This is a genomic window from Mesorhizobium sp. WSM1386, assembly GCF_055901595.1.
This window is the reverse complement of record NZ_CM148373.1, coordinates 5,043,764-5,067,776: the sequence shown is the minus strand read 5'-3', so window position 1 is coordinate 5,067,776 and position 24,013 is coordinate 5,043,764. Positions and strand designations below refer to the sequence as shown.

General features: G+C 63.5%; 20 protein-coding genes. 13 read left to right on the top strand and 7 right to left on the bottom strand.

Annotation, left to right across the window (positions count from 1 at the left end; all coding sequences use genetic code 11):
- Positions 1-104: 104 nt before the first annotated feature.
- Positions 105-680: a DUF308 domain-containing protein gene (locus AC0NIH_RS24900; RefSeq protein WP_473468583.1), complete on the bottom strand. Its 576-nt coding sequence runs from the start codon at positions 678-680 to the stop codon at positions 105-107.
- A gap of 76 nt (positions 681-756) precedes the next feature.
- Positions 757-1,350 carry a TetR/AcrR family transcriptional regulator gene (locus AC0NIH_RS24895; protein WP_287272448.1) on the bottom strand — a complete coding sequence of 198 codons (594 nt, stop codon included), beginning with the start codon at positions 1,348-1,350 and terminating at the stop codon, positions 757-759.
- 199 nt (positions 1,351-1,549) lie between these two features.
- Between AC0NIH_RS24895 and AC0NIH_RS24890 the strand changes: the two genes are divergently transcribed.
- Positions 1,550-2,374 (top strand): DUF2189 domain-containing protein, encoded by an 825-nt coding sequence (locus tag AC0NIH_RS24890; RefSeq protein ID WP_352712793.1) that lies wholly within the window; start codon positions 1,550-1,552, stop codon positions 2,372-2,374.
- Positions 2,375-2,444: 70 nt separating this feature from the next.
- Positions 2,445-3,254: a dienelactone hydrolase family protein gene (locus AC0NIH_RS24885; RefSeq protein ID WP_473468580.1), complete on the top strand. Its 810-nt coding sequence runs from the start codon at positions 2,445-2,447 to the stop codon at positions 3,252-3,254.
- A gap of 119 nt (positions 3,255-3,373) precedes the next feature.
- Here AC0NIH_RS24885 and AC0NIH_RS24880 read toward each other — a convergent pair whose 3' ends face one another.
- The 3 genes from AC0NIH_RS24880 to AC0NIH_RS24870 form a co-directional block, all read right to left on the bottom strand.
- Positions 3,374-4,006: a LysE family translocator gene (locus tag AC0NIH_RS24880; protein WP_473468578.1), complete on the bottom strand. Its 633-nt coding sequence runs from the start codon at positions 4,004-4,006 to the stop codon at positions 3,374-3,376.
- A gap of 129 nt (positions 4,007-4,135) precedes the next feature.
- Positions 4,136-6,121: a TadE/TadG family type IV pilus assembly protein gene (locus tag AC0NIH_RS24875; protein ID WP_023766492.1), complete on the bottom strand. Its 1,986-nt coding sequence runs from the start codon at positions 6,119-6,121 to the stop codon at positions 4,136-4,138.
- A 199-nt stretch (positions 6,122-6,320) separates the two neighbouring features.
- Positions 6,321-8,285, bottom strand: coding sequence for a TadE/TadG family type IV pilus assembly protein (locus AC0NIH_RS24870; RefSeq protein ID WP_473468575.1), 1,965 nt, complete (start codon positions 8,283-8,285; stop codon positions 6,321-6,323).
- Positions 8,286-8,582: 297 nt separating this feature from the next.
- Between AC0NIH_RS24870 and AC0NIH_RS24865 the strand changes: the two genes are divergently transcribed.
- The 3 genes from AC0NIH_RS24865 (at position 8,583) to AC0NIH_RS24855 (ending at position 10,843) form a co-directional block, all read left to right on the top strand.
- A complete protein-coding gene (locus AC0NIH_RS24865; RefSeq protein ID WP_473468572.1) occupies positions 8,583-9,443 on the top strand; it encodes a TIGR01459 family HAD-type hydrolase in 861 nt (286 codons plus the stop codon).
- Positions 9,444-9,449: 6 nt separating this feature from the next.
- Positions 9,450-10,430 carry a bifunctional riboflavin kinase/FAD synthetase gene (locus tag AC0NIH_RS24860; RefSeq protein ID WP_473468570.1) on the top strand — a complete coding sequence of 327 codons (981 nt, stop codon included), beginning with the start codon at positions 9,450-9,452 and terminating at the stop codon, positions 10,428-10,430.
- A gap of 86 nt (positions 10,431-10,516) precedes the next feature.
- A complete protein-coding gene (locus AC0NIH_RS24855; protein WP_051508555.1) occupies positions 10,517-10,843 on the top strand; it encodes a hypothetical protein in 327 nt (108 codons plus the stop codon).
- Between the two features lie 57 nt (positions 10,844-10,900).
- Here AC0NIH_RS24855 and AC0NIH_RS24850 read toward each other — a convergent pair whose 3' ends face one another.
- The gene (locus AC0NIH_RS24850; RefSeq protein ID WP_013896128.1) at positions 10,901-11,455 is read right to left on the bottom strand and encodes an HdeD family acid-resistance protein; all 555 of its coding nucleotides are present in this window, start codon (positions 11,453-11,455) and stop codon (positions 10,901-10,903) included.
- A 230-nt stretch (positions 11,456-11,685) separates the two neighbouring features.
- Between AC0NIH_RS24850 and AC0NIH_RS24845 the strand changes: the two genes are divergently transcribed.
- The 3 genes from AC0NIH_RS24845 to AC0NIH_RS24835 all read left to right on the top strand — a co-directional run bounded on the left by AC0NIH_RS24845 (position 11,686) and on the right by AC0NIH_RS24835 (position 16,647).
- Positions 11,686-12,456, top strand: a complete 771-nt coding sequence (locus AC0NIH_RS24845) for a MipA/OmpV family protein (protein ID WP_224685168.1) — start codon at positions 11,686-11,688, stop codon at positions 12,454-12,456.
- Between the two features lie 287 nt (positions 12,457-12,743).
- Entirely contained in the window at positions 12,744-15,713 is a 2,970-nt protein-coding gene (ileS, locus tag AC0NIH_RS24840; RefSeq protein ID WP_473468568.1) for an isoleucine--tRNA ligase, read from the top strand.
- Positions 15,714-15,969: 256 nt separating this feature from the next.
- On the top strand, positions 15,970-16,647 hold the full coding sequence (locus AC0NIH_RS24835) for a hypothetical protein (protein ID WP_473468565.1): 678 nt from the start codon (positions 15,970-15,972) through the stop codon (positions 16,645-16,647).
- A 40-nt stretch (positions 16,648-16,687) separates the two neighbouring features.
- Here the strand turns inward: AC0NIH_RS24835 and AC0NIH_RS24830 are convergent, their stop codons facing one another.
- Positions 16,688-17,137, bottom strand: a complete 450-nt coding sequence (locus AC0NIH_RS24830) for a nucleoside deaminase (RefSeq protein WP_473468564.1) — start codon at positions 17,135-17,137, stop codon at positions 16,688-16,690.
- Between the two features lie 241 nt (positions 17,138-17,378).
- Between AC0NIH_RS24830 and AC0NIH_RS24825 the strand changes: the two genes are divergently transcribed.
- The 5 genes from AC0NIH_RS24825 to AC0NIH_RS24805 all read left to right on the top strand — a co-directional run bounded on the left by AC0NIH_RS24825 (position 17,379) and on the right by AC0NIH_RS24805 (position 23,998).
- Positions 17,379-19,487: a pseudouridine synthase gene (locus tag AC0NIH_RS24825; RefSeq protein WP_474025079.1), complete on the top strand. Its 2,109-nt coding sequence runs from the start codon at positions 17,379-17,381 to the stop codon at positions 19,485-19,487.
- A 13-nt stretch (positions 19,488-19,500) separates the two neighbouring features.
- Positions 19,501-20,055 (top strand): 16S rRNA (guanine(966)-N(2))-methyltransferase RsmD, encoded by a 555-nt coding sequence (gene rsmD / locus AC0NIH_RS24820; RefSeq protein ID WP_473469258.1) that lies wholly within the window; start codon positions 19,501-19,503, stop codon positions 20,053-20,055.
- A 168-nt stretch (positions 20,056-20,223) separates the two neighbouring features.
- The gene (locus AC0NIH_RS24815; RefSeq protein ID WP_473469255.1) at positions 20,224-21,612 is read left to right on the top strand and encodes a M16 family metallopeptidase; all 1,389 of its coding nucleotides are present in this window, start codon (positions 20,224-20,226) and stop codon (positions 21,610-21,612) included.
- Positions 21,613-21,815: 203 nt separating this feature from the next.
- The gene (locus AC0NIH_RS24810) at positions 21,816-23,138 is read left to right on the top strand and encodes a M16 family metallopeptidase (RefSeq protein ID WP_473469252.1); all 1,323 of its coding nucleotides are present in this window, start codon (positions 21,816-21,818) and stop codon (positions 23,136-23,138) included.
- Positions 23,135-23,998: a patatin-like phospholipase family protein gene (locus AC0NIH_RS24805; RefSeq protein ID WP_473469250.1), complete on the top strand. Its 864-nt coding sequence runs from the start codon at positions 23,135-23,137 to the stop codon at positions 23,996-23,998. Before AC0NIH_RS24810 ends, AC0NIH_RS24805 begins: the two co-directional genes overlap by 4 nt.
- Positions 23,999-24,013 lie beyond the last annotated feature (15 nt).

The following is a 24,013-nucleotide window of genomic DNA, read 5'->3' as shown; positions in this document are numbered from 1 at the left end:
GTGGCTTTTGACGGGCAAGCGGCGAAAATTTTGCGCCGCCGCCCTTTGCGCCAATCGGTTTCCTGCCAGTCCTTAAGGACAACGAGGCGGCCTGGGACGGCGGCTTATGCAGCCTTCCGCCGTGATTGGCTCACGCTCAGCCACACCGCCGAAACCAGGAAGTAGAAGGCGCCTACCGCGGCATAGCCGGCCACGTTGGTGATGGAGGGCGGCATCGGCATCCGCGCCTGGATGATGAAAAAGCTGCCCGCCAGCGCTGATTGCCCGCCGCTCAGGATCATCGCCCACTGCGCGCCAAAACGCTTCCAACGGCGGACGGCGGTGCCGAGCTGAAGCAGGCCGGACAGGATCGCCCATACGCCGAACACGCCGAGCACCCAATTCATGCTCATCGTCAGCGCGAGAACCACCGCGAGCGCTGTCGCCAGGCTGGCTAGGACGTTGATGGCCTGCGTGCGATTGCGTCCCAATCCTCCACTGCGCGATGCGTCGACAAAATTGGCCAGCGCATCCCATGCGGGATAAGCCACGAGCAAAACCGCGGCGACCGCCAGGGAATGCTGTCCCACCGTGAAGGCAGCCGCCACCCAGGCCGTCGAAAATACCGTCCGAGCGAAGTAGTAGAGTTTGAGCCATTGTTCCTCGCTGGCCCGGGAAAGATCGCCACTGTGAACCGTCATTGGGTTGTCCTTTCGACTAGTAGGTAGGGATTTGCGACGAGCGTCGCGGAGCAATTTGCGTTGTGATGTTTGAGACCTAGGACCGTATCTGGAGCGAAGCGAGCCGCTCCAGGAGCGGGCCCGTCACGGCGCCGAATATCTTCGGATCGCCATAGGCCCGCGCCGAAAGCATCGCGCCGTGAACCGTCGCCATGAACGCTTCGGCCTCTGCGCGAGGGGCGGTCATCAGGTGCATCTGGCCATGCCGCGCCCCGCGCTCCAGCACGGATGTAAGCCACGCTGACAGGGAGCGGAAATGGGCGCGGACCTCCAGGCCAACTTCCTCGGGCAGGACCGGGAGTTGGCCTGCCAGCAGCGCGCAGACGCAGAATGGAGCGCTGGCGTCCGCGATACAGGCTTCCCAGTACCCAACATAGAGCCGAAGCTGTTCGAGCGGGTCGGAGACCTGCAGTTCGAGATTAGCCATCCCCGCTTCGGCTTCTTCCCGATACCGCGCAACCAGCGTGCGGACCAGGTCGACCTTGCTTGGGAAATGGTGATGGATGCTCGCCTTGCGAATCCCGACGACATCGGCGATGTCGGCATAACTGAAACCGTTGTAGCCGCCAGCGACGATCAGCGAACGCGCGCAAGCCAGGATATCGTCGGACGTCGTAGACAGGTTGCTCATGGCTCTTTACCTACCTTCTGGTAGGATGGTCGTCAAGTGGACTAGCCCGGGTGATGGCGAGCACAATCTTGTGATGGCATATCCAAGACCATCGATTTGGCGACAAGCCCTGGCAAATCGGCTATGCTGCCACATCTACTAGTGGCAGCTGCGGGCGGCCTCACGGCGGCGACCGCCCCCGATTAACGGAGGGAAGGTTATGGCCAGCTTTCATGTCATGGCGGACGCGCGTGGAATGCATGTGCAACCCACAGTGCGCCACATCACCACGTCTGATCTCTGGGACGCGTTGCGGCTCGGCGCCGAGGATTTCTGGGCAAAGCCGTCCCACTATGTGTTCCTGTGCCTGATCTACCCGATCGTCGGCCTGATCCTCACACAATGGTCGTCGGGCTCCAATGCCATCCAGCTCATCTATCCCTTGATGTCGGGCTTTGCATTGGTCGGCCCATTCGCCGCCATCGGCCTTTACGAGATCAGCCGCCGGCGCGAACTCGGCATGAACACCAACTGGCGGCATGCCCTCGATGTCCGCCACTCCTCGGCACTGCCATCGATTGCGGTCATCGGCATCATGCTGTTCGCGCTGTTCCTGCTGTGGCTATTCACGGCGCAGTCGATCTACACCAGCCAGTTCGGCGACCAGCCGCCGGCTTCCGTCGGCGCCTTCCTGCGCGACGTGCTGACGACCAGCAGGGGTTGGACGTTGATCCTCGCCGGCAATGCCGCTGGCTTCGTCTTCGCCGTGGTCGTGCTGGCCACCACGGTGATCGCCTTCCCGCTGTTGCTCGACCGCGATGTCGGCGCCGTTTCGGCAATCGAGACTTCGGCCCGCGCGGTCATGGCAAATCCGCTGCAAATGGCGCTGTGGGGCCTGATGGTCGCCGTGCTTCTGGTGATCGGCTCGGTCCCGCTCTTTGCCGGCCTGGCCGTGGTCATGCCGATCCTTGGCCATGCCACCTGGCACCTCTACCGCAAGGTGATAGAGCCGGAGCGGACGCAGCAGATAAGGCGGCCGATGTAGGTAAGCCTGCGCCAATCGCATGCAACGGCCGGGACCGCTTGGGAAGCTTTTCCGGCCGATCCGCCTTGGCATGGCCGGCTATCTCGCTTGCGTGCCCGCGTATGCTGGGCAAGCGGTGCGATTTGAAAGTGCGGCGGTCGCGCCGACGCCACTTCAGATGCGCAATGCGCAACAAAACGGGCAGGCGCTCAAAGCTGTTCCCGGCACGCTATTGAACGGCTATCTGACCCGGCCGCCGGGCGAGGGGCCGTTCCCGGCTGTCGTGGTTCTTCACGGGTGTACGGGTCTATCCCCGGATGTAAAGAAAACCTGGTCAGAGCGGCTGTCTTCCTGGGGCTACGTCTCCCTCTTTGTCGACAGCTTCAGCACGCGCGGTATTCGCGAGACGTGTGATGGCAAGCCGCTTGCCGATCGCGTCTATGACGCCTACGGCGCCCTGGAGTTCCTGTCGAAATACAGTTTTGTCGATCCGCGGCGCATAGCGTTGGCGGGGTCCTCCGCCGGCGGAACCACAACGCTCGAGGCCGTGCAATCCGGCGGCGCCGAGCATCTCATGGAGCGCAAGTTCAAGGTGGCGATTGCCTACTATCCGAATTGTTCGGCAACGAATGGCGACATGGCGGTCCCGACCTTGATCCTGATCGGCGAACTCGACGACTGGACACCCGCCAAAAAATGCCAGGACATGATGGCCCATCGCAGCGCCAAGGGAAGCGCGGTGCAGCTCGACGTCTTCAAGGGCGCCCGTCACGCATTTGCCTCGCCAGGATTGAAGACCGGTAGCGAGGACTATGGTCACCGAGTGGAGTACAATGCGGCTGCCGCCGAGCAATCGATAACCGACGTACGCGTCTTTCTGAAAGAAGCGTTCGGCGGCTAGAGCAATTCCAGGAAAAACGTGAAACGGTTTTCCCGGGAAATGCGCGTAGTGCTTTCCCTTGGAAATTGCGTCAAAACAAAGAGTTAGAGCAGTTAACCCTATCCGTTAGGTGAACTGCTCTAGCGCTGCGCGTCGGTCGCCATCTTCAGGGCCAGCGCCGTCAGCACCGTACCCATCATCCAACGCTGGATGACCAGCCACAATGGCCGGCCGGCAAGGAAGGCGGCAATCGAGCCGGCCGTCACGGCGATGATGGCATTGACGCTGAGGCTGATCGATATCTGCGTCGCGCCGAGCACCAGAAGCTGCGACAGCACATGGCCCTTGCCGGGACTGATGAATTGCGGCAGCAGCGACAGATAGAGCACGGCCACCTTGGGGTTGAGGAGATTGGTCATCAGCCCCATGGCGAACAGCTTGCGCGGCCTGTCCTTCGGCAGGTCGCGCACCTGGAACGGCGAGTGTCCGCCAGGCTTGACCGCCTGCCAGGCCAGCCACAAGAGATAGAGCCCGCCGGCAAAGCGCAGCGCATCATAGGCGAAAGGTACGGCGAGCAGCAGCGCGGTGATGCCGAACGCAGCCGACAGCACATAGAACAGGAAGCCGACCGCAACCCCGCCAAGCGAGATCAGTCCGGCCTTCGGCCCTTGCGACAGCGAGCGCGAGATCAGGTAGATCATGTTCGGGCCTGGCGTCAGCACCATGCCGAGGCAGACCAGCGCGAAAGCGATATGATTGGCGGTGTCGGGCATTGTTCGTCCCCAAGGCTCGTCGCAGCGTGTCGCGATGGATGCGGGCGATCTCGCGAGCGCGCAATATGTGCCCGTCACGGCAGGCGCCCGCAAGGGCTTGGCGGCGCCACGCGTTGCGCCAGGGAAGCCTTAGCCGACCACCCGCAGGTTCGACAGTTCGTTGCCGATTTCCTTGAAATCGTTCGACAGGCTGGCCCCGGTCGCGTTCCAGAACAGCTTCGCCGGCTTGCTCGGATCGGTGGGGTCCTTTCGGAAGCGCGACTCCGACGAGCAGGATTTCAGCGCATCGATCGCCAGCTTGTCGCTGGCCTTGGTCGTCGACAGGTCGAGCGCCACCGTCATCACCATGATGTTGGCCGCCTTGGCGTTGTTGCAAAGCGTTGCCATCTGCTCGTTGAGAGCGTTCGTGTAGTTTCCGTTCGAATAGTCGAACTGACCGATGGCGGTCGATGTGCCCATGAACATCCGCCCGACCGAGGTGCCGTTGTAACCGGGGTTGAGATAGCCGTAGGACGCATAGGTCGATTTCGAGTCGGCGGGATCTGAATAACTCAGCGAGGACGGCGTATAGTAGGTGTTGGCGCCGTCGGTCAAAACGATCACCACCTTGTCGTTGCCCTTTTCCGTCTCCAGGCGCCCTTGCGTGAACGGCTCTCCGCTCGAAACCACCCGCCAGCCCCACGCCATGCCCTCGGGAACATTGGTGCCGCCATTCGGCTGCATCAGGTCGATCGCGGCCTTGATCGCGGTGGCTCCATCGGTGACGCTGACATCGGTCAAAGGCGTGATCGCGTTGGTGGTGCAGCTGTAGTTCGGGCCGTTGCCGGTGGGCAATGCCGGTGCATTGATCGGCCGCGGCTGGAAATACTTGGCCATGTTGCGCAACCGTGATTGGCCGCTGGTGCTTGAAGGATCGTCATTCCACCAGCTGTTCACCGCGCCGTAGGTCACCGGGGCGGCCTCGTCGGGATCCTGGGTGAGCTTCCAGTGATTGCCGGGTTCGTCCGGCGCGAACATCGGCACGAACATCGTTGCCGGATCGCCGACGCCTATGCCGGTGTTGGCCGAGCCGCCGGACGGCGGGGCGTCGTTGACATTATAGGGGTAGGGCCGGGCTTCGACGCAGCCCTGCCAGCTGGCGAACGGGCCATAGGTATCGACGTAGTCGTACTCGTTGTGGCTGCGTTTGCAGGTGTTGTTCGAATAGTATTCGTCGCACACTACGCGCTTGCTGTTGACGACACGCTCGTGGTTGGTGACCACCTGCATGTCGCGGTAGAGCGAAAACCGGGTCAGCATCTGGCCTTCCTCGCTGCCCCAGCCGGTGCCGCGCTTGTACCAGATGCCGTTGGTCTTCTGGGCGTATTTGTCGGCGGCGTTCAGCGTCGACCAGTCGAAATTCTCGTTCGACAGAGGAGACAGGCCTTCGGTGTCCATCCACGATGCGTTGCCGTTGCCAGGGCCGACATTCACCGAGGCGGCGAATGGCACGAGACCGAATTGCACCGGCTTGTCGACCTGCTTGATCATGACCGCCTGCTGGGCAAGCGTGTCGACCAGCTGCTTGGACGCAGTCTTGAGGAGGTCGATGCGTTTTTGGCCCGAGCCCGTGCCGAGCGTTGTCATCGACCCGGAGTTGTCGAGCACCAGGGCAACTTCCAGAGTGTTCTTCAGCCGCACCTGAGAGGTGACGTCGAAGCTGATGCTCTGGTTCGCATCGGTTGCGGATTTGCCCACCAGCTGGGCGAAGGCAGGATAGAAATAGGGCTTGTAGTTCAGCCGGGCGGTCATCTTGAGCAAGCCGCCGCCGGCGGTGTTGCTGGGCAAGGTGACATTGAGCGTCGCGTTGGCGGGATTGAGATCGTTCAGGTTGGCGTTGAAGAAATCGAGCGCATAGGCTCTCAACTGATCGTCGGTCGCGCCTTCCGTCAGCCGGCGCGCCGTGGCGAAATTGGCGGCGTCGAGCGCGTTCGTCACCATCTGCTTTTCGCGGTTCATTTCCGTGAAGTCGATCGCGAGCGCAAGGCCGCCCATCAGCGGTATCATCGCCACGGCTGTCATGAGAGCATAGTTGCCGCGCCTGTCGCGGCGGAACTGACGCCAGATTTCATGCATGTCTTGCAGCGGCCCCCGCCGGCGGATTCTCGATTGGCGCCAGCTTTTCACAAAACGCTGAAGGACGGGTTTGGGAAACCGCTCTATTGCTTGGTTGGCACTTCACCAACCGCTAACCAATCCAGAGCCTGCGGCCCCGATCCTGTCCAAAAGCAAAACGCCCTGCCGGGGCAGGGCGTTCATAGGGGAGACCTGCCGATCAGCTGACGATGCGCAGATTGGAGAGCTCGTTGCCGATCGCCTTGAAATCGTTGGACAGCGTTGCCCCGGTCGAATTCCAGAACAGTTTCATCGGCTTGCTGGGGTCCGTCGGGTCCTTGCTGAAGCGCGAATCCGAAGAGCAGGCCTTCAGCGCATCCATCTGCGTTTTTTCCGCGGTATTGGTCGCATCCAGGTCGAGCGCGATGGTCATGACCATGATGTTGGCGGCCTTGGCGTTGTTGCAGAGCGTGGTGAAATGCTCATTCATCGCCTTGGTGTAGTTGGCGTTGGAGTAGTCGGTCTTGGTGACGTTGCTGCTGGTCCCCAGGAACATGCGCCCATAGCTGTAAGTGACGTTGCTGAACGGCACGATGTAGCCAAGGGCCGAATAGATGGCCTTGCTGCCGGCCATGTCGTTGCCGCCATAGTTCCAGTTGGTCCCGGAGTAGGTCTGGGCCGTCACCGACGTTGGTGTGTAATAGGTGTTCGCTCCATCGGTCAGGACGATCAGCACCTTGTCGTTGCCTCTTTCCGTCTCGGCCCGGCCCTCGGTAAAGGGAGCGGTGCTGGAGAGCGTCCTCCAACCCCAGGCCATTCCTTCAGGCACATTGGTCGCACCGCTGGCCGCCATGGCGTCGATCGCCGCCTTTACCGCAGTTGCCCCCGCTGCAACGGAAACATCGGTAAGCGGCGTGATCGCCGTCGTGCTGCAGCTCGTATTGGGTCCGGCGTTCATGCCGTAGCCCGGCGTCACCGTGGTGCCCGGATCCGCAAAGTATTTGGGCATAAAGCTCTGACGTTGCGCGCTCGTGCTTGCGGCAGGTGTCCCGTCGGCCATCCAATTGTTGTTGGCGGGGCGAGGCGGGTAGTTGCTGTCGGTCAGATCGGTTTCATCAGGTGCGAACATCGGTACGAACAGGGTTGCCGGTGTCGAGCTTGAAGGTACCGTGTCCTGGATGTTGTCGGGATAAGGACGGGATTCCACGCAGCCACCCCATGCGGCAACGCCTGCATAGGTGTAGTTGTAACCGCTCTGCCACGTCTTGCACGAGCCGTTGGAATAGGTGGCCGTGCACTTGAACTGACTGACATAGGTGGCCGTCGCCACGCGCTTCATCTGGTTGTAGATCGAGAACCGGGTCAGCGGCAGGTCTTTCTGGGTCACATCCCAGCCAGTGCCCTTGGCGTACCAGACGCCGGCGACGTATTGCGCGTATTTGGTTGGATAGGAGGTAGAGTTCATGCCCGCCCAATTGAAATTCTCATGATGGATCGGCGAGATGCCGGTGGTGTCCATCCATGCCGCCGAGGCATTGCCCGAACCGACATTCACCGAGGCGGCGAAGGGGACGAGGCTGAATTGGACCGGCTTGCTGACCTGCTTCATCAACTGGGCCTGGCCGGCCAATTGGTCGACCAGCTGCTTGGCGGCGTCCTTGAGCAGGTCGAACCGCACCTTGTTGGAACCTTTGCCGAGTTCCGTCATCGAGCCGGAATTGTCGAGCACCAGCGACACTTCCAGCGTGTTCTTCAGGCGCACTTCCGAGCATGTGTTGAAGGCCATGGTGGTGGCGTCGCCGCTGCTGCCGCCCAGCAATATCTTGGCCGTCGGCAGGAAGTAGGGCTTGTAGGTCAGCGTGCCGCATAGCTTCAGTGTTCCGCCGCCGGCGTTGTTGTTGGGCAGCGTCACCGCCAGCGTGGTGTTGGCCGGATCGATATGCGCGAGATTGGCCTCGAAGAAATTCTTGGCATAGGCTTTCGCGTCGGCATCGGTGGCGCCGGCAACGATCTGCTGGGCGGTGGCGATGCCCGCGGCATCCAGTGCGTTCAAGGCGTTTTGGCGCTCGCGCGTCATTTCCGTATAGTCGATGCCGATCGCCAGGGCACCCATGAGCGGCACCATGGCAAGGACAGTCATCAACGCATAATTACCGCGCCGGTCGTTTGCGAATTTCCGGATCATGCCTTCAACCACCCCCGCCAAATCAAATTGGTGGTGACTGTGTCATAAATCGTTAAATTTCACGTTGCGGGAATGTATCCAAGGTCGAGCCGCGCTTTCAAAGCTCGTTAACCAAACATCGGCCGCGGTTTCCGCCGCCGAACGGGACACCCATCGGCGGACAAGCGGCTCTTTGCGATCTCCATGCGACATCCGGGCGAAAGCTGGTGACAGCATGGGCCGGTTCGGATAATTCGGACCGGTCGCGGCGAACCGTCGGCCGCGGCGCTCGCAACGGATCAAATTGAAGGGAACGACATGGCGGATTCGCCTGAAATCGTCGGCTCGCTCGAAGACGTATCGAAAGCCTATTCGGCAATTCTTTGCGATGTCTGGGGCGTGGTGCACAACGGCGAATGGCATTTTCCGGCAGCCGCGGCCGCGTTGGCGGCGGCAAGGGCGACTGGTATTCCCGTTGTCCTCATCACCAATTCGCCCCGCCGCAGCGCCGATGTCGTGGCTCAGATGAGCGCGATCGGCGTTCCGCTGTCAGCCTACGACCGTGTGGTGACCTCGGGCGACGTGACCCGTGACCTGATCGCGGAAGGGCCGCGCAAAGTCTTCCACATCGGCGCCGACCGCGATCTGAACCTCTATGACGGCCTCGATGTCGAACTCGTCGAGGAATTCGAGGCCACCGGCGTCGTTTGCACGGGGCTGTTCGACGACGAGGTCGAAAAGCCCGAGGACTATGCCGAACTGCTGCGCCGGTTGCGTGCCAGGAACCTGCCGTTCATCTGCGCCAACCCAGATATCATGGTGGAGCGTGGCGAACGGATCATCTGGTGCGCCGGCGCCTTGGCGCGCGACTATGCGCAGCTCGGCGGCCGCACGCTGATCGCCGGCAAACCCTACGCGCCGATCTACGAGGTCGCGATGAAGGAAGCGGCCGAGGCTCTTGGCCGACCGCTCGAGCGTTCACAGGTATTGGCCATCGGCGACGGCATGATGACCGATGTGAAGGGCGCGGCCGACAATGATTTCGACGTTCTCTATGTCTCCGGCGGCATTCACGCCCGCGACTATGGCGATGCCTTGCAGCCGGATCCGGCAAGGCTCGGCCTCTTCCTGGAACGGCACGGCTATCGCCCCGTGGCCGTCATAGCCAGACTGCGGTAGGTGGCAATGGAAGCCTTTCAGCACCTCTCGGCGACCATGCCGCTGCCCGCCGACCTGAGGGGCGGCGTTGTCGCGATCGGCAATTTCGACGGCGTCCACCGTGGCCATCAGGCGGTGCTCGAACGGGCGTTGGCCGAGGCCGTGCGGCGCGGCGTGCCGGCCCTGGTGCTGACCTTCGAGCCGCACCCGCGAACGATCTTCAGGCCCGACATGCCGTTGTTCGTGCTGACGCCGCCGTCGATGAAGGCGCGGCTCCTGTCGCTGCTGGGCTTTGCCGCATTGGTCGAGCAGCCATTCACGCGCGACTTCGCCTCCCTGTCGGCGGAAGCGTTCGTCACCGATGTGCTGGAAAGGACGCTCGGCATCACGCATGCCGTGACCGGTTTCGATTTCCATTTCGGCAAGGACCGCCAGGGCGGTCCGGCCTATCTCATGGCGGCCGGCGAGCGCCATGGCTTCGGCGTCACGCTTGTCGACGCTTTCCGGGACGAGGGCGCCGAGGTGGTCTCGTCGAGCCGGATCCGCGCTTTGCTCTGCGATGGCGAGGTGGCCGAGGCCGCCGGCCTGCTCGGCTACCGCTTCACGGTGGAAAGCGAGGTCGTCGGTGGCCAGCAGCTCGGGCGAACGCTCGGTTTTCCGACAGCGAACATGCGGCTTCCCGCGGAAGCCGCCCTCAAGCAAGGAATCTATGCCGTCCGCTTTCGGCGCGCCGACGGCACGCTGCACGATGGCGTCGCCAGTTTCGGCCGCCGTCCGACCGTCGACGACAATGGCGCGCCGCTTCTGGAAACCTTCGTCTTCGATTTCTCAGGCGACCTTTATGGCGAGATTTGCCAGGTGTCCTTCTTCGGCTTCCTGCGCAGCGAGATAAAGTTCGACGGGCTCGATGCGCTGGTCGTGCAGATGAAGCGCGATGAAGCCGAGGCAAAGGCGCTGCTGGCCGGCGTCAAACCGCTTTCGGAGCTGGACAGCGCGATCGCTTTCTGACGGTGCCTGGCTGAAATCGCGGGAAAACGCCAACGACTGTGAAACAATTCATCGAAGTCGGTTGGCAGCACGCCCAACACTCGTTGATGAAAATCGACATGTTCGTCTGGGGCGTGGTGATCGTCTGCGCAGGCCTGTTCATACTTTGCGATGGGCTGAGCGCGCATTGGGGTAAGACCGGCAGCGGCCGCAGCCTGGCCTATGTGATGCTGCTGTCGCCGCTCTCCTACTGGGCCTTTGCCTTCATCAACACGCGACTGGATCTTGCCGTGACCGGGGCTCTGGTCAACACCATCGTGGTCGCCGGCGCCGTGCTGGTCGGTGCTGTCGTCTTCAAGGAAGAGGTATCGTCGCTGCAATATATCGGAATTGCATTCGCGCTGATCTCGGTGACGCTGCTCAACCTCGCCTGATCATTTCTTCAACACCCTACCTCTTCAAGTTCTTCAAGGCCCTACTTCTTCAAGGCCCTACTTCTTCAAGGCAAGCCCGACCGCGATGAAGGTCCAGCCCTGAAAAATCAGGTCGATCGCCAGGAACAGTCCGAGCACCCACAGGCTGTTGACCGGCCAGCCCATGGCGATGATCAGGCCGGCGAGCACGCTGATGACGCCCGCCGCGACGATCCAGCCCCAGCCGCGTTCCGGGCGGTGACTGTAGCCGACCCAGGCCCTGAGAGCGCCGGAAGCGACGAGCGCAACGGCCAGCAGGAAGGTCAGCACCGCCGAGGCGAGCAATGGATTGTCGAAGGCGAAAAATCCGGCAACCGCGTAAAGCAGTCCGCTGAGCAGCCAATAGAAGAAGCGCCCCCAGGTCTTGACGCCGAACGCATGCATGATCTCGATGATGCCGGCCACCAGCATCAGCCAGCCGACGACATAGACGGAAGCCACAGTGGCGATGAACAGATTGCCGAAGGCGATGCCGCCGAGGATCAGCAGCAGCACGCCCAGACCGACGAACCATCCCCACTTGTCTCGCGTCTGGCCGATCGCGTTCTTCAGTGTATCGCCGTGCAAGGTCATGTCGCCACCTCCATCGAGGGCCGCCAGCATGCAACGAAGTTATCCCTGGCGCCGATCCGCGTCCAGCCGATGGCGGGCCGGACGGTGCAGGCAACCAGAGCCGGATGTCTCGTCCTTAAATCAAATTTTACCAAAGCCCCTTCAATGCTGTCGCCGAAGGACAGTTGTATTGTGTTAGTGGAGTGGCCATGAGTCCGGTCGGGAAGATTTCTGCAGCCTTGGCAACCGTCATGCTGGCTACCTCAGGCGCGGCCGAGGCCGGCGAGGGCGCTTTCGGCTGGTTGTCCGGTGACTGGTACCTGACGGTCGGCGCCACCGGCATGGTGGCGCCCAATTTCGAGGGCGGCAGGCAGTACCTGCTCAGTGCCTCGCCGATCATTTCGCTGGGCAAGGCCGGCCCCGCGGCCCGTTTCACCTCCCGCAACGACAACATCTCATTGGCGCTTGTCGACGATGGCAGCGTTCGCGCCGGCCTGACCGGCAAGTTCCTGTTCTCGCGCGACGACAGCAATGCCGACGAACTCGAGGGTCTCGATCCTGTTCGCTGGGGCGGCGAAGTCGGCGGCTTCTTCGAATTCTATCCGACGGACTGGATGCGCGCGCGTGCCGAATTGCGGCATGGCATCCGGGCCCACAACGGCTTTGTCGCCGATATCGCCGTCGATGGTTTCTACGACGTGACGCCGACCGTCAGGATTTCGGGTGGACCGCGCGTGTCTTTTGCCTCGGCCAACTACTTCGACGCCTATTATGGCGTCAATGCGCAGGAGGCCGTGGCATCGGGCCTGAGCCAGTACAATCCCGGCGGCGGCCTGAAGTCTGTCGGCCTCGGCGGGGCGGTGACCTGGAAAGTGACCGATCCGATGACCGCCAGCCTGTTCGGCGAATATTCGCGCCTTGAGGGTCCGGCCGCCGATTCCAGCCTGGTCAGGGAACGTGGCGACCGCAACCAGTTCATGGTCGGCGTGTCGACCACCTATCGCTTCGACTTTTCGATGTAGGCGAATCGAACGAGACGCTTTATTCCTGCCGCGGCATCGGCTAAAAGCCCAGCCATGAGCAGCTTTTTGCGCCTTTTCGCGATTGCGATACGAATTACAGGCCCGGTGTTCCGGGCGGCCTGAGCGCCGCCGGAACCGCCGGGAGTTTCGCGCGCGCCCTCGCGCTTTTTCCAGAACATCAATGCATATCACCCAAAAGTGGGTCCGGTTTTGGGAAACGGTATGCGTCAACCAAAGACTTCAACGCTCCGGCTTTTGTGCCGACGGGCTATGCAGATGGCAGATCAATGACCGACACTGTTGAAACGATCGACTATTCCAAGACGCTCTACCTGCCGCAGACGGATTTCCCGATGCGCGCCGGCTTGCCCGAGAAAGAGCCGGTGCTGGTCAAGCGCTGGCAGGACATGGACCTCTACCGCAAGCTGCGCGAGAGTGCCGCCGGCCGCGAAAAATATGTGCTGCATGACGGCCCGCCTTACGCCAACGGCAACATCCACATTGGACATGCGCTGAACAAGATCCTCAAGGACGTCATCACCCGCTCGTTCCAGATGCGCGGCTATGATTCCAACTACGTGCCCGGCTGGGATTGCCACGGCCTGCCGATCGAATGGAAGATCGAGGAGCAGTACCGCGCCAAGGGCAAGAACAAGGACGAGGTGCCCGTCAACGAGTTCCGCAAGGAATGCCGTGAATTCGCCGCGCACTGGATCTCCGTGCAGGGCGGCGAGTTCCAGCGCCTCGGCGTCATCGGCGACTTCAAGAACCCCTATACGACGATGGCTTTCCATGCCGAGGCGCGCATCGCCGGCGAATTGTTGAAGTTCGCCATGTCGGGCCAGCTCTATCGCGGCTCAAAGCCGGTGATGTGGAGCGTCGTCGAACGCACCGCGCTGGCCGAGGCCGAGATCGAGTACCAGGACTATGAGAGCGACACGATCTGGGTGAAATTCCCGGTCGTCAGCCTTGCCCGGGAGGTCGCCAATGCCGAAGAGCCGGCGAAGCTGACCGAGACGTCGCTGGACCTGCTGGAAGCTCATGTCGTCATCTGGACGACGACGCCCTGGACCATCCCCGGCAACCGCGCCGTCAGCTATTCGCCGCGCATCGGCTATGGTCTTTACGAAGTCACCGCGGCCGAGAATGCCTTCGGGCCGCAGCCGGGCGAGAAGCTGATCTTTGCCGATGCTCTGGCGGAAGATTGCGCGGCCAAGGCCAAGGTCGCCTTGAATCGCCTTCACAGCGTTTCGGCCGAACAGCTTGGAAGTCTTACGCTTTCGCATCCGTTCAAGGGTCTTGGCGGCGGCTACGAATTTGCCGTTCCGATGCTCGCCGGCGATCATGTCACCGACGATGCGGGCACCGGCTTCGTCCACACCGCGCCCGGCCACGGCCGCGAGGATTTCGACGCCTGGATGGATTCCGCTGCCGACCTGCGCGCGCGCGGTGTCGACACCGCGATCCCGTTCACGGTCGACGATGGCGGCTTCTTCACCAGGGACGCGCCGGGCTTCGGTCCGGATCGCGAGGGCGGGCCGGCGCGCGTCATCGACGACAACGGCAAGAAGGGGAACGCCAACCAGGCGGTCATCGACGAGCTGATCAAGCGCAACGCGCTGTTCGCGCGCGGCCGTCTGAAACACTCCTATCCGCATTCCTGGCGGTCGAAGAAGCCGATCATCTTCCGCAACACGCCGCAGTGGTTCATCTACATGGACAAGGACCTTGGCGACGGCACGACGCTGCGCAGCCGCGCGCTGAAGGCGATCGACGACACCCGTTTCGTGCCGGCGGCAGGCCAGAACCGCATCCGCGCCATGATCGAGGAACGGCCCGACTGGGTGCTGTCGCGTCAGCGTGCCTGGGGCGTGCCAATCGCCGTCTTCGCCGACGAGGACGGCAATGTGCTCAAGGACGAGGCCGTCAACCGGCGCATCATGGACGCCTTCGAGACGGAAGGCGCCGACGCCTGGTTCGCCGCTGGCGCCAAGGATCGCTTTCTCGGCAATCACGACGCCTCCCGGTGGCGGCAGGTGATGGACATCCTCGACGTCTGGTTCGATTCGGGTTCGACGCATGTCTTCACGCTCGAGGACCGTCCCGACCTGAAATGGCCAGCCGATGTCTATCTCGAAGGCTCCGACCAGCATCGCGGCTGGTTCCATTCCTCGTTGCTCGAAAGCTGCGGCACCAGGGGTAGGGCGCCCTACGACACGGTCGTCACCCATGGATTCACCATGGACGAGGACGGGCGCAAGATGTCGAAGTCGCTCGGCAACACCGTCATCCCGCAGGACGTGATCAAGCAGTCCGGCGCCGATATCCTGCGGCTCTGGGTGGTGACGACGGATTATTGGGAAGACCAGCGGCTCGGCAAGAACGTGCTGCAGACCAACATCGACGCCTACCGCAAGCTGCGCAATACGGTCCGCTGGATGCTGGGCACGCTCGCCCATGACGATGGCGAGGATGTGCCGCTGGAAACGATGCCGGAGCTGGAGCGGCTGATGCTGCACCGGCTGTCCGAACTCGACGAGTTGGTGCGCCAGGGCTATGACGCGTTCGAGTTCAAGCGCATCACCCGCGCGCTCATCGATTTCATGGTGGTCGAGCTGTCGGCCTTCTATTTCGACATCCGCAAGGACGCGCTTTATTGCGACGCGCCATCGAGCGCGAAGCGCAAGGCCTCCGTGCAGGTCGTGCGTCATCTCTTCGACTGCCTGGTGAAATGGCTGGCGCCGATGCTGCCCTTCACAATGGAGGAGGCCTGGCTCGACCGTCATCCCGATGCGGTCTCGGTGCATCTCGACCAGTTCCCGGAAATCCCGGCGGACTGGAAGAACGAGGCCCTGGCGGAGAAATGGCGCAAGGTCAGGCAGGTGCGCCGCGTCGTCACCGGCGCGCTCGAGATCGCGCGTGCCCAGAAGGTGATCGGCTCCTCGCTGGAGGCGGTGCCGGTGGTCACGATCAACGACGCGGCGCTCGAGGCGGCGATATCGGACGTCGACATGGCCGAGATGGCGATCACCAGCGATCTCGTCATTGCTCATGGCCAGGCGCCGCAAAGCGCATTCACGTTGGACGACGTCAAGGGCGTCGCCGTGGTTGTCGAGAAGGCCGAGGATCGCGGCCTGGTCAAATGTGCACGCTCCTGGCGCTACACGGCCGATGTCGGGCAGGACGCGGAATTTCCCGATGTCTCCGCGCGCGACGCCGCCGTGCTGCGTGAACTGAAGGCGCTCGGCCGGCTCTGATGCATGTTGCCCAAACGTGCATGGCGGTTGGGGATCACGGCATGGCCGGCCAGGATGCCCTGCATATCGGTGCACAAATGCCACGCCGGGCGGTGCTGATCCGCCCGCGCGTTGCCCTTAATGAGTGGTTGAGGTAAACACGCGAAACTCCGGAAGACAAATTGTCGCCGGATTTCCGTCGCAAGTGCTTGGACGATGGGGACCGGACACAAGGCCGGTGGCAATCGAGAGGCTGTCTAGAGTGGGACTTTTTGGCATGACCGAGAGATATAACGCGCGCCTTGCGCTTCTGGCGCCGCTTGTCGCATCGGGCCTCGCTTTGTCCGGCTGCATGGGGTCTCCGACCTATGGAACCGACAAGACTGCCGCCGAACAGCTGGCCGGCGATCTCACCGGCGCCGTTTCCTTCGCGCCGAAGCGCAGGGATCCGATCGACTACAAGCCGCGCCCGACGCTGGTGAAGCCGGCACCTGGCCAGAAGGAAGCGCTGCCGGCGCCGCAGAACAGCATCCAGACGGCGAGCGCCGAATGGCCTGAATCGCCCGAGCAGCGCCGCGCCCGCCTGCGCGCCGACGCCACGGCACACCAGGATGATCCGAATTATCAGTCGGAGATCGTTGACGACGTGCAGACCGATCCCGAGGCGATCAAGAAGGCGATGGCCGACTCAGGCTCCAGCCACCCGCCGGCTTGGAGACCCGCGGATTCCGACAAGGGCCGCGCCGCCGAGATCCAGCGCCGCCTTGCCGAAGGCAAGCAGGGCGATCCCAACACCCGCAAATATCTGAGCGAGCCGCCATTGGCCTACCGTGTCGCGTCCGGCGCAGCACCGCAGAATGAACTTGGCGAGGACGAATACAAGAAGGAACGCCGCCTGAAGAAAGAGGCGGAAGGCAAGAAGGGCGGCTGGTTCGACTGGCTGCCGTCCCTGTAACAGCCGGCTGCGTCGATTGTGGACGGGCACGGCGCCCGGTTCAGTCGCGACGTTCCCTGAAAAATCCCTTGAGCAGCAGGCCCGCTTCGGTCTCGGCCATCCCCGGATAGATGTCGGGCGCATGGTGGCAGGTCGGCGAGGCGAAGAAGCGCACGCCGTTGACCACCGCGCCGCCCTTTTCGTCGCCGGCGCCGAAATAGAGACGGCGCAGCCTGGCGAAGGAAATGGCGCCGGCGCACATGGCGCAGGGTTCCAGCGTCACATAGAGATCGTGGCCGGTGAGCCGCTCTGTCGCCAGTTTGCCGCAGGCTTCGCGGATCGCCAGCATCTCGGCATGCGCCGTCGGGTCGGCAAGCTCGCGGGTGCGGTTGCCGGCACTGGCGACGACAGTGCCGCCGCTGGCGATGACGGCGCCGACCGGCACTTCGCCGCGCAGGGCGGCCGCTTCGGCCTCTTTCAGCGCCAGGGCCATGAAATCCGGCCGCTTCACGCGGTTTCCATTCCCATTATCTCCTCGCCGCTCCAGGCTTTTGGTTTTCGTTTGTCTTTCCGGAAAACCGGTCTCCACTTTTCCCTGACAAACTCTGATGATCCTGTTATTGAGCGCATAACCTCGAAAATCGGACTCGATTTTCGGAAATGATCATGCGCCAAATCAAAAGTGCTACAGCGTTCGTTGCGCGCCCGAAAGGATGCGCCACGCTGTAGCAGCGCAAACGGACAAAGGCCACATGGACGACAACGACAAGAAATCTCCGCGCCAAAAAGGCCCGGGCAAGAAACCCGCGGCCTCGCGTGGCGGTGGCAAGCCGTCCTTCGGCGCCAAGAAACCCTACGCGCCGCGCGGTGAGCGTCCGATGGCCGCCGAAGGCGAGCGGCCGAAGCGCAACTTCAAAAGCGGCGACAAGCCGTTCAGCAAGGGGCCGCGCCCCGAAGGCAAGCCCTATGAGAAGCGCGAAGGTCCGCGCAAGCCTTACGCGCCGCGTGGCGACCGCCCGATGGCCGCCGAAGGCGAGCGCAAGCCCTACGAGAAGCGCGAAGGCCCGCGCAAACCCTACGCGCCGCGCGGCGACCGCCCGATGGCCGCCGAAGGCGAGCGCAAGCCCTACGAGAAGCGCGAAGGCCCGCGCAAACCCTACGCGCCGCGCGGCGATCGTCCGATGGCCGCCGAAGGCGAGCGCAAGCCCTATGAGAAGCGGGAAGGCCCGCGCAAGCCCTACGCGCCGCGCGGTGACCGCCCAATGGCGGCCGAAGGCGAGCGCAAGTCCTATGAGAAGCGCGAAGGCCCGCGCAAACCCTACGCGCCTCGCGGTGATCGTCCGGCTGCTTCTGCGGAAGGTGGCGAACGGCGCTTTGACCGTCCCAAGCGCGATTTCGGCGACCGTCCCAAGCGCGATTTCAACGATCGCCCCAAGCGCGACTTCGGCGATCGTCCGCAGGGTGCGTCCGGCGGCTTCAAGCCCCGCCCGCGTCCCGCCGAGGCAGAAGAAGAAGCCGGTGAACGGATCGCAAAGCGCCTGGCGCGCGCCGGTCTTGCCTCGCGTCGCGATGCCGAGGACCTGATCGCCGCCGGCCGCGTGAAGGTCAATGGCCGAGTGCTGGCCTCGCCGGCCTTCAATGTGATGCCCGGTGACATCATCCATCTCGACGGCATGGAAATCCCGCCGATCGAGCGCACGCGCCTGTTCCTGTTCCACAAGCCGGCCGGCGTCGTCACCACCAACCGTGATCCGGAAGGCCGCAAGACCGTCTTCGACGTGCTGCCGGCCGAATTGCCGCGGCTGATGACCATCGGCCGGCTCGACATCAACACCGAAGGCCTGCTGCTGCTGACCAATGATGGCGGCCTGTCGCGCGTGCTCGAACTGCCGGCCACCGGCTGGCTGCGCCGCTACCGCGTGCGGGTCCACGGCAAGGTCGAGGAAAGCGCGCTTGCCGGCCTGCGCGAGGGCATCGCCGTCGACGGCGTCTTTTATGGCGCGATCGAAGCCAGCCTCGACCGCGAGCAGGGCTCCAATGCCTGGCTGACGATCGGGCTTCGCGAAGGCAAGAACCGCGAGGTCAAGAACATCCTCGGCGCGCTCGGCCTCGACGTGACGCGGCTGATCCGCATCTCCTACGGGCCTTTCCAGCTCGAGGATCTTCCCGAAGGCCATGTGCTGGAGGTCAAGGGCCGCGTGCTGCGCGACCAGCTTGGCGAGCGCCTGGTCGAGGAATCCGGCGCCAATTTCGACGCCGAGATTTCAAAGCCGTTCTCCAACAAGCCGGTGCGGCGCACCGAACCGCGTCAGGAAGAAGCCGAGCGGCCGAAGGTTATGCGCGAGGGTGACCACCGGCCGATCGGCGAGGGCGGTCTGATCAAGAACCGCAAGCGCCGCGAAGGCAGCCGCGACGAGGCGCTGGGCAAGCTGTCGACCAGTCCCGACAGAGGCGAGAGGCCGGAAAAGAGTTTTGGCGAACGCGGTCCGAGGCCCGAACGCGGTGGCTTTGGCGACAAGCCGCGTGGCAATTTTGGCGACAAGCCGCGCGGTGGCTTCGGTGACAAGCCACGTGGCGGTTTTGGCAAGAAGCCCGAGCGCGAGCAGCGGCCGATCGAGCCGCCCGGTCAACGCAAGGCCAATGTCTGGATGGCGCCGGGTGCCCGGCCGATCGGCAAGGGCAGGGCGGAAGCCGACGCTGCCAAGGCAGCCGAAGCCAAGGCGCGCAAGGCGTCGTTCAAGCCGTCCTATGGCAAACCGGGCGGCGCAAAACCGTTCGGCAAGCCGCGTGGCGAGCGTCCTGGCGGTGCTGGTGGCGGTGAGCGGCCGCGCGGCGGCCCGAAGGGGCCCAGGACTAAATGAGACCCGGACTTAAATGAGAATCGTTGGCGGTGAGTTTCGCGGGCGTCCCCTGGCGACGCCTCGCAGCAGCGCCATCCGTCCGACGACCGACCGCACCCGCGAGGCCGTCTTCAATGTGCTGGCGCATCGCTTTGGCGGGCAACTGGACGGCGCGCGCGTGCTCGACCTGTTTGCCGGCACCGGCGCGCTTGGCCTGGAAGCGCTGTCGCGAGGGGCATCCTATGGCGTGTTCATCGAGGAATCGGCCGAAGGCCGCGGCCTGATCCGCGACAATGTCGAGGCCTTCGGGCTCACCGGCCGCACCAAGATATTCCGCCGCGACGCAACCGCCCTTGGCGAACCCGGCACGCTGCCCCCGTTCGGCCTCGTCTTCGCCGATCCGCCCTACGGCAAGGGCCTTGGCGAGCGCGCCCTGCAGTCGGCCAAGGCCGGCGGCTGGCTGCGGCCCGGCGCACTCTGCGTGGTCGAGGAAACGGCGGCGGTTCCCTTCGAGCCAGGCGCCGGCTTTTCCGTGCTCGACGAGCGCAATTACGGCGAGACCATCATCCGCTTCATCGAGGCTGGCTGACACGCTTGTGTTCAGCGGCCTCTTTGCCGCCGCCTTTGCCGGCAACAACAATTCGCTTTGCTTGTCGCCAGCACCTTGCCTATCGTCCTGTCCAAGCAATTCCAGGAAAAGTGTGAAGCGGTTTTCCCACGGAAATTGCGTCAAACGAAGAGAAAACCGGAGCCATTGATGACACCCAGGGTTGAATGGCTGCGGACAACACTGCTGGCGACGTCGCTGGCTTTTGTCATGACCGGCCCGGTGCCGGCCGCCAGTCCCGTATTGCCAGACACCGTGCCGGCCGAGTTCAAGGTGACGGATTTCCTGCTCGACAACGGCATGGAAGTGGTCGTCATTCCCGATCATCGCGCGCCCATCGTCACCCACATGGTGTGGTACAAGATCGGCAGCGCCGACGAGCCGCCGGGCAAATCCGGCATCGCCCACTTCTTCGAGCATCTGATGTTCAAGGCGACGACCCATCACGCGGCCGGCGAGTTCGACCGTGCCGTCTCCGATATCGGCGGCTCCAACAACGCCTTCACCTCCTATGACTACACCGCTTTCCACGAGACGGTGGCGCCCTCGGCGCTCGAACAGATGATGAGCTTCGAGGCCGACCGCATGCGCAACCTCATCCTCACAGACGACGTCATCAAGACCGAGCGCGATGTCATCCTCGAGGAGCGACGCTCGCGCATCGACAACAATCCGCAGGCCGTGCTCGACGAGGAAGTCGATGCCACGCTGTGGCAGAACCAGCCTTACCGCATTCCGGTAATCGGCTGGATGCAGGAGATGGAGCAGCTCAACCGCACCGACGCCACCGCCTTCTATGACAAGTATTACAGGCCCAACAACGCCGTGCTGATCGTCGCCGGCGATGTCCAGCCCGACGCGGTGCGGGCGCTGGCTGAAAAGACCTATGGCAAGGTGGCGCGCGGGCCGGATCTGCCGCCGCGCGTGCGCCCGGTCGAGCCGGAGCAGAACACAAAGCGCACCGTCACGCTTTCCGACGCCCGCGTCAGCGTGCCCAGCTTTTCGACGCAATGGGTGGTGCCGTCCTACCAAACCGCCAAGCCGGGCGAGGCCGAGGCTCTCGATCTGCTCGCCGAGATCCTCGGCGGCGGCAACCGCAGCCGGCTCTACCAGGCGCTGGTGGTCAAGCAGGGCATCGCCTCCAACGCCGGCGCGTATTTCCAGGGCACCATGCTCGACGACACCAATTTCACCGTCTACGGCTCGCCGCGCGGCGACGCCAGGCTCGCCGACATCGAAGCCGCTGTCGATGCGGAGGTGGCGCGCATCGCCAGCGGCGGCGTCACGCCGGGAGAGCTCGAAAAGGCCAAGGATCGCTATGTCAGGTCGATGGTCTTTGCCCGCGACAAGCAGGATTCCATGGCCGAAATCTATGGCTCGACACTGGCCACCGGCGGCAATGTGCAGGATGTCCAGCAATGGCCTGACCGCATCCGCAAGGTCACCGCGGACGAGGTCAAGGCCGTCGCCGCGCGCTATCTGGTGCTGGCCCGCTCGACCACCGGCTATCTCTTGCCGCAGCAACAGGTGGGGAATTGATGATGACGCGCTCGATGCACATACACGAGGCCGTGAACGCGCCTTCCCTTCTCCCCTTGTGGGAGAAGGTGGATCGGCGCGCAGCGCCGAGACGGATGAGGGGTGCGCGACAGAGTGCCGTCCTTGCCAAGCTGGAACACCCCTCATCCGACCTCGCTTTGCGAGGCCACCTTCTCCCGCAAGGGGAAAAGGGAAGACCGCGCGTGGCCACCACACTCGCAACTTTCGTCCTCGCCATCCTCTTCCTGGTCCTGCCGGCACTTGCCGCACGCGCCATGGAGATCCAGTCTGTCACGTCCTCGAAGGGCGTTACCGCCTGGCTGGTGGAGGACTATTCCGTGCCGGTGGTCGCCGTTCGTTTCGTCTTCGGCGGCGGCTCGACGCAGGATCCGCCGGGCAAGGAAGGACTGGCCAATCTGATGACCGGCCTGTTCGACGAGGGCGCCGGCCCGCTCGATTCGGAAGCCTTCCAGATCAGGCTCGACGATGCCGGTGCCGAAATGGGCTTCGAGGAGAACCGCGACGGCATCTACGGCTCGATGCGCATGCTGGCCGAACAGCGCGACGAGGCTTTCGACCTGCTGCGGCTGGCGGTCAACGAGCCGCGCTTCGACCAGGCGCCGATCGACCGCATCCGCGCGCAAATCCTGTCCGGCATAATCGCCAACGAGAATGACCCCGACACGGTCGCGCAGAACCGATGGGCTCGCGCCATCTATGGCGACCATCCCTATTCACGCTCCGACCAGGGCACCAGGCAGAGCATCGCCACCATCACGCAGAATGATCTCAACGCGCTGCACAAGGCGGTGTTCGCACGCGGCGGCCTGCATGTCGCCGTGGTCGGCGCCATCGATGCCGGGACGCTGAAGAAGAAGCTGGACATGGTGTTCGGCAACCTGCCTGAGAAACAGGCGCTCGCCCCTGTCGCCGATATCGAGCCGAAGCTGGCGCAGCATCTGGAGGTCAATTACGATCTGCCGCAGACCTCGCTGCAGCTCGCCTGGCCCGGCGTGAAGCGCAAGGCGGCGGATTTCTTCCCGGCCGTGCTGATGAACGAGATCCTCGGCGGCGGTACCTTCACCTCGCGCCTGTTCCAGGAGGTGCGTGAAAAGCGCGGGCTGGCCTACAGCGTCGATTCCTCGCTGGTCAACCAGGACCACGCCAACGCGCTGATCGTCACCACCGGCACGCGATCGGATCGCGCGGCCGAGACGCTCGGCATCGTGCGCGACGTCGCCAAGCGGTTGGCTGAGGACGGCCCGACCGAGGCTGAGCTCGCCGCAACCAAGAAATATCTGATCGGCGCCTACGCCATCAGCAATCTGAACTCCTCGAGTTCCATCGCCGCGACGCTGGTCGAGCTGCAGCTCGACGATCTCGGCATCGACTACATGCAGCGCCGCGCCGGCTACATCAACGCGGTGACGCTCGACCAGGTCAAGGCGGCGGCGAAGAAGCTGCTGTCGGCCGAACCGACCATCATGGTCGTCGGGCCCCCGCTGGCCGGGGCCGGCAAGGGATGAGCCCGACTTTTGGAATAGCGTTCGGCGGTGGCGGCGCACGAGGCCTGGCGCATATCCATGTCATCGAGGCGCTGGACGAGCTCGGCATCCGGCCGGTGGCGATCGCCGGCTCGTCGATCGGTGCCATCATGGGCGCCGGCATGGCCGCCGGCATGACCGGCAAGGACATCCACGACTACGCCCGCTCGGTCCTCGGCCGGCGCGCCGAGGTGGCAAGCCGCATGTGGCGAGCCCGGCCGGGCACGATCGCCGAAGCCATGCAGAACGGCATCCGCGTCAGCCAGTTCAATGTCGAGCGCATCCTCAAGGCCTTCCTGCCCGAGGCCATTCCCGAAACCTTCGCCGAGCTGAAGATCCCGCTGAAGGTGACGGCGACCGACTATTTCGGCCACAAGCTCGCCGTGTTCGACGACGGCGACCTGCATTCGGCCCTTGCCGCCTCTGCCGCCATCCCCGCCGTGTTCCGCCCGGTGATACGCGACGGCCGCCTGCTGATCGACGGCGGCATCTACAATCCCGTGCCGTTCGACCTGATCGAGAACGATGCCGACATCATCATCGGCGTCGACGTGGTCGGCGCGCCGGAAGAAGCCGACCGCAAGCACCCCACCTCCGTCGATCTGATGTTCGGCGCCACGCAGCTGATGATGCAATCGATCACCGCCAACAAGCTGAGACAAACCCAGCCCGATATCCTGGTCCGCCCGACAGTGTCGAAATACCGCGTGCTCGATTTCCTGAAAATCGACGCCCTGATGAACGAGACGGTGGCGATCAAGGATCAGCTGAAGCGAGAGGTGGAGCGGGTGGTGGAGGCGCGGGGCGGGAAGGGCAAGCGGGAGAAAACGGTGGCTGGGTGAGGGGCGCGCGACGTC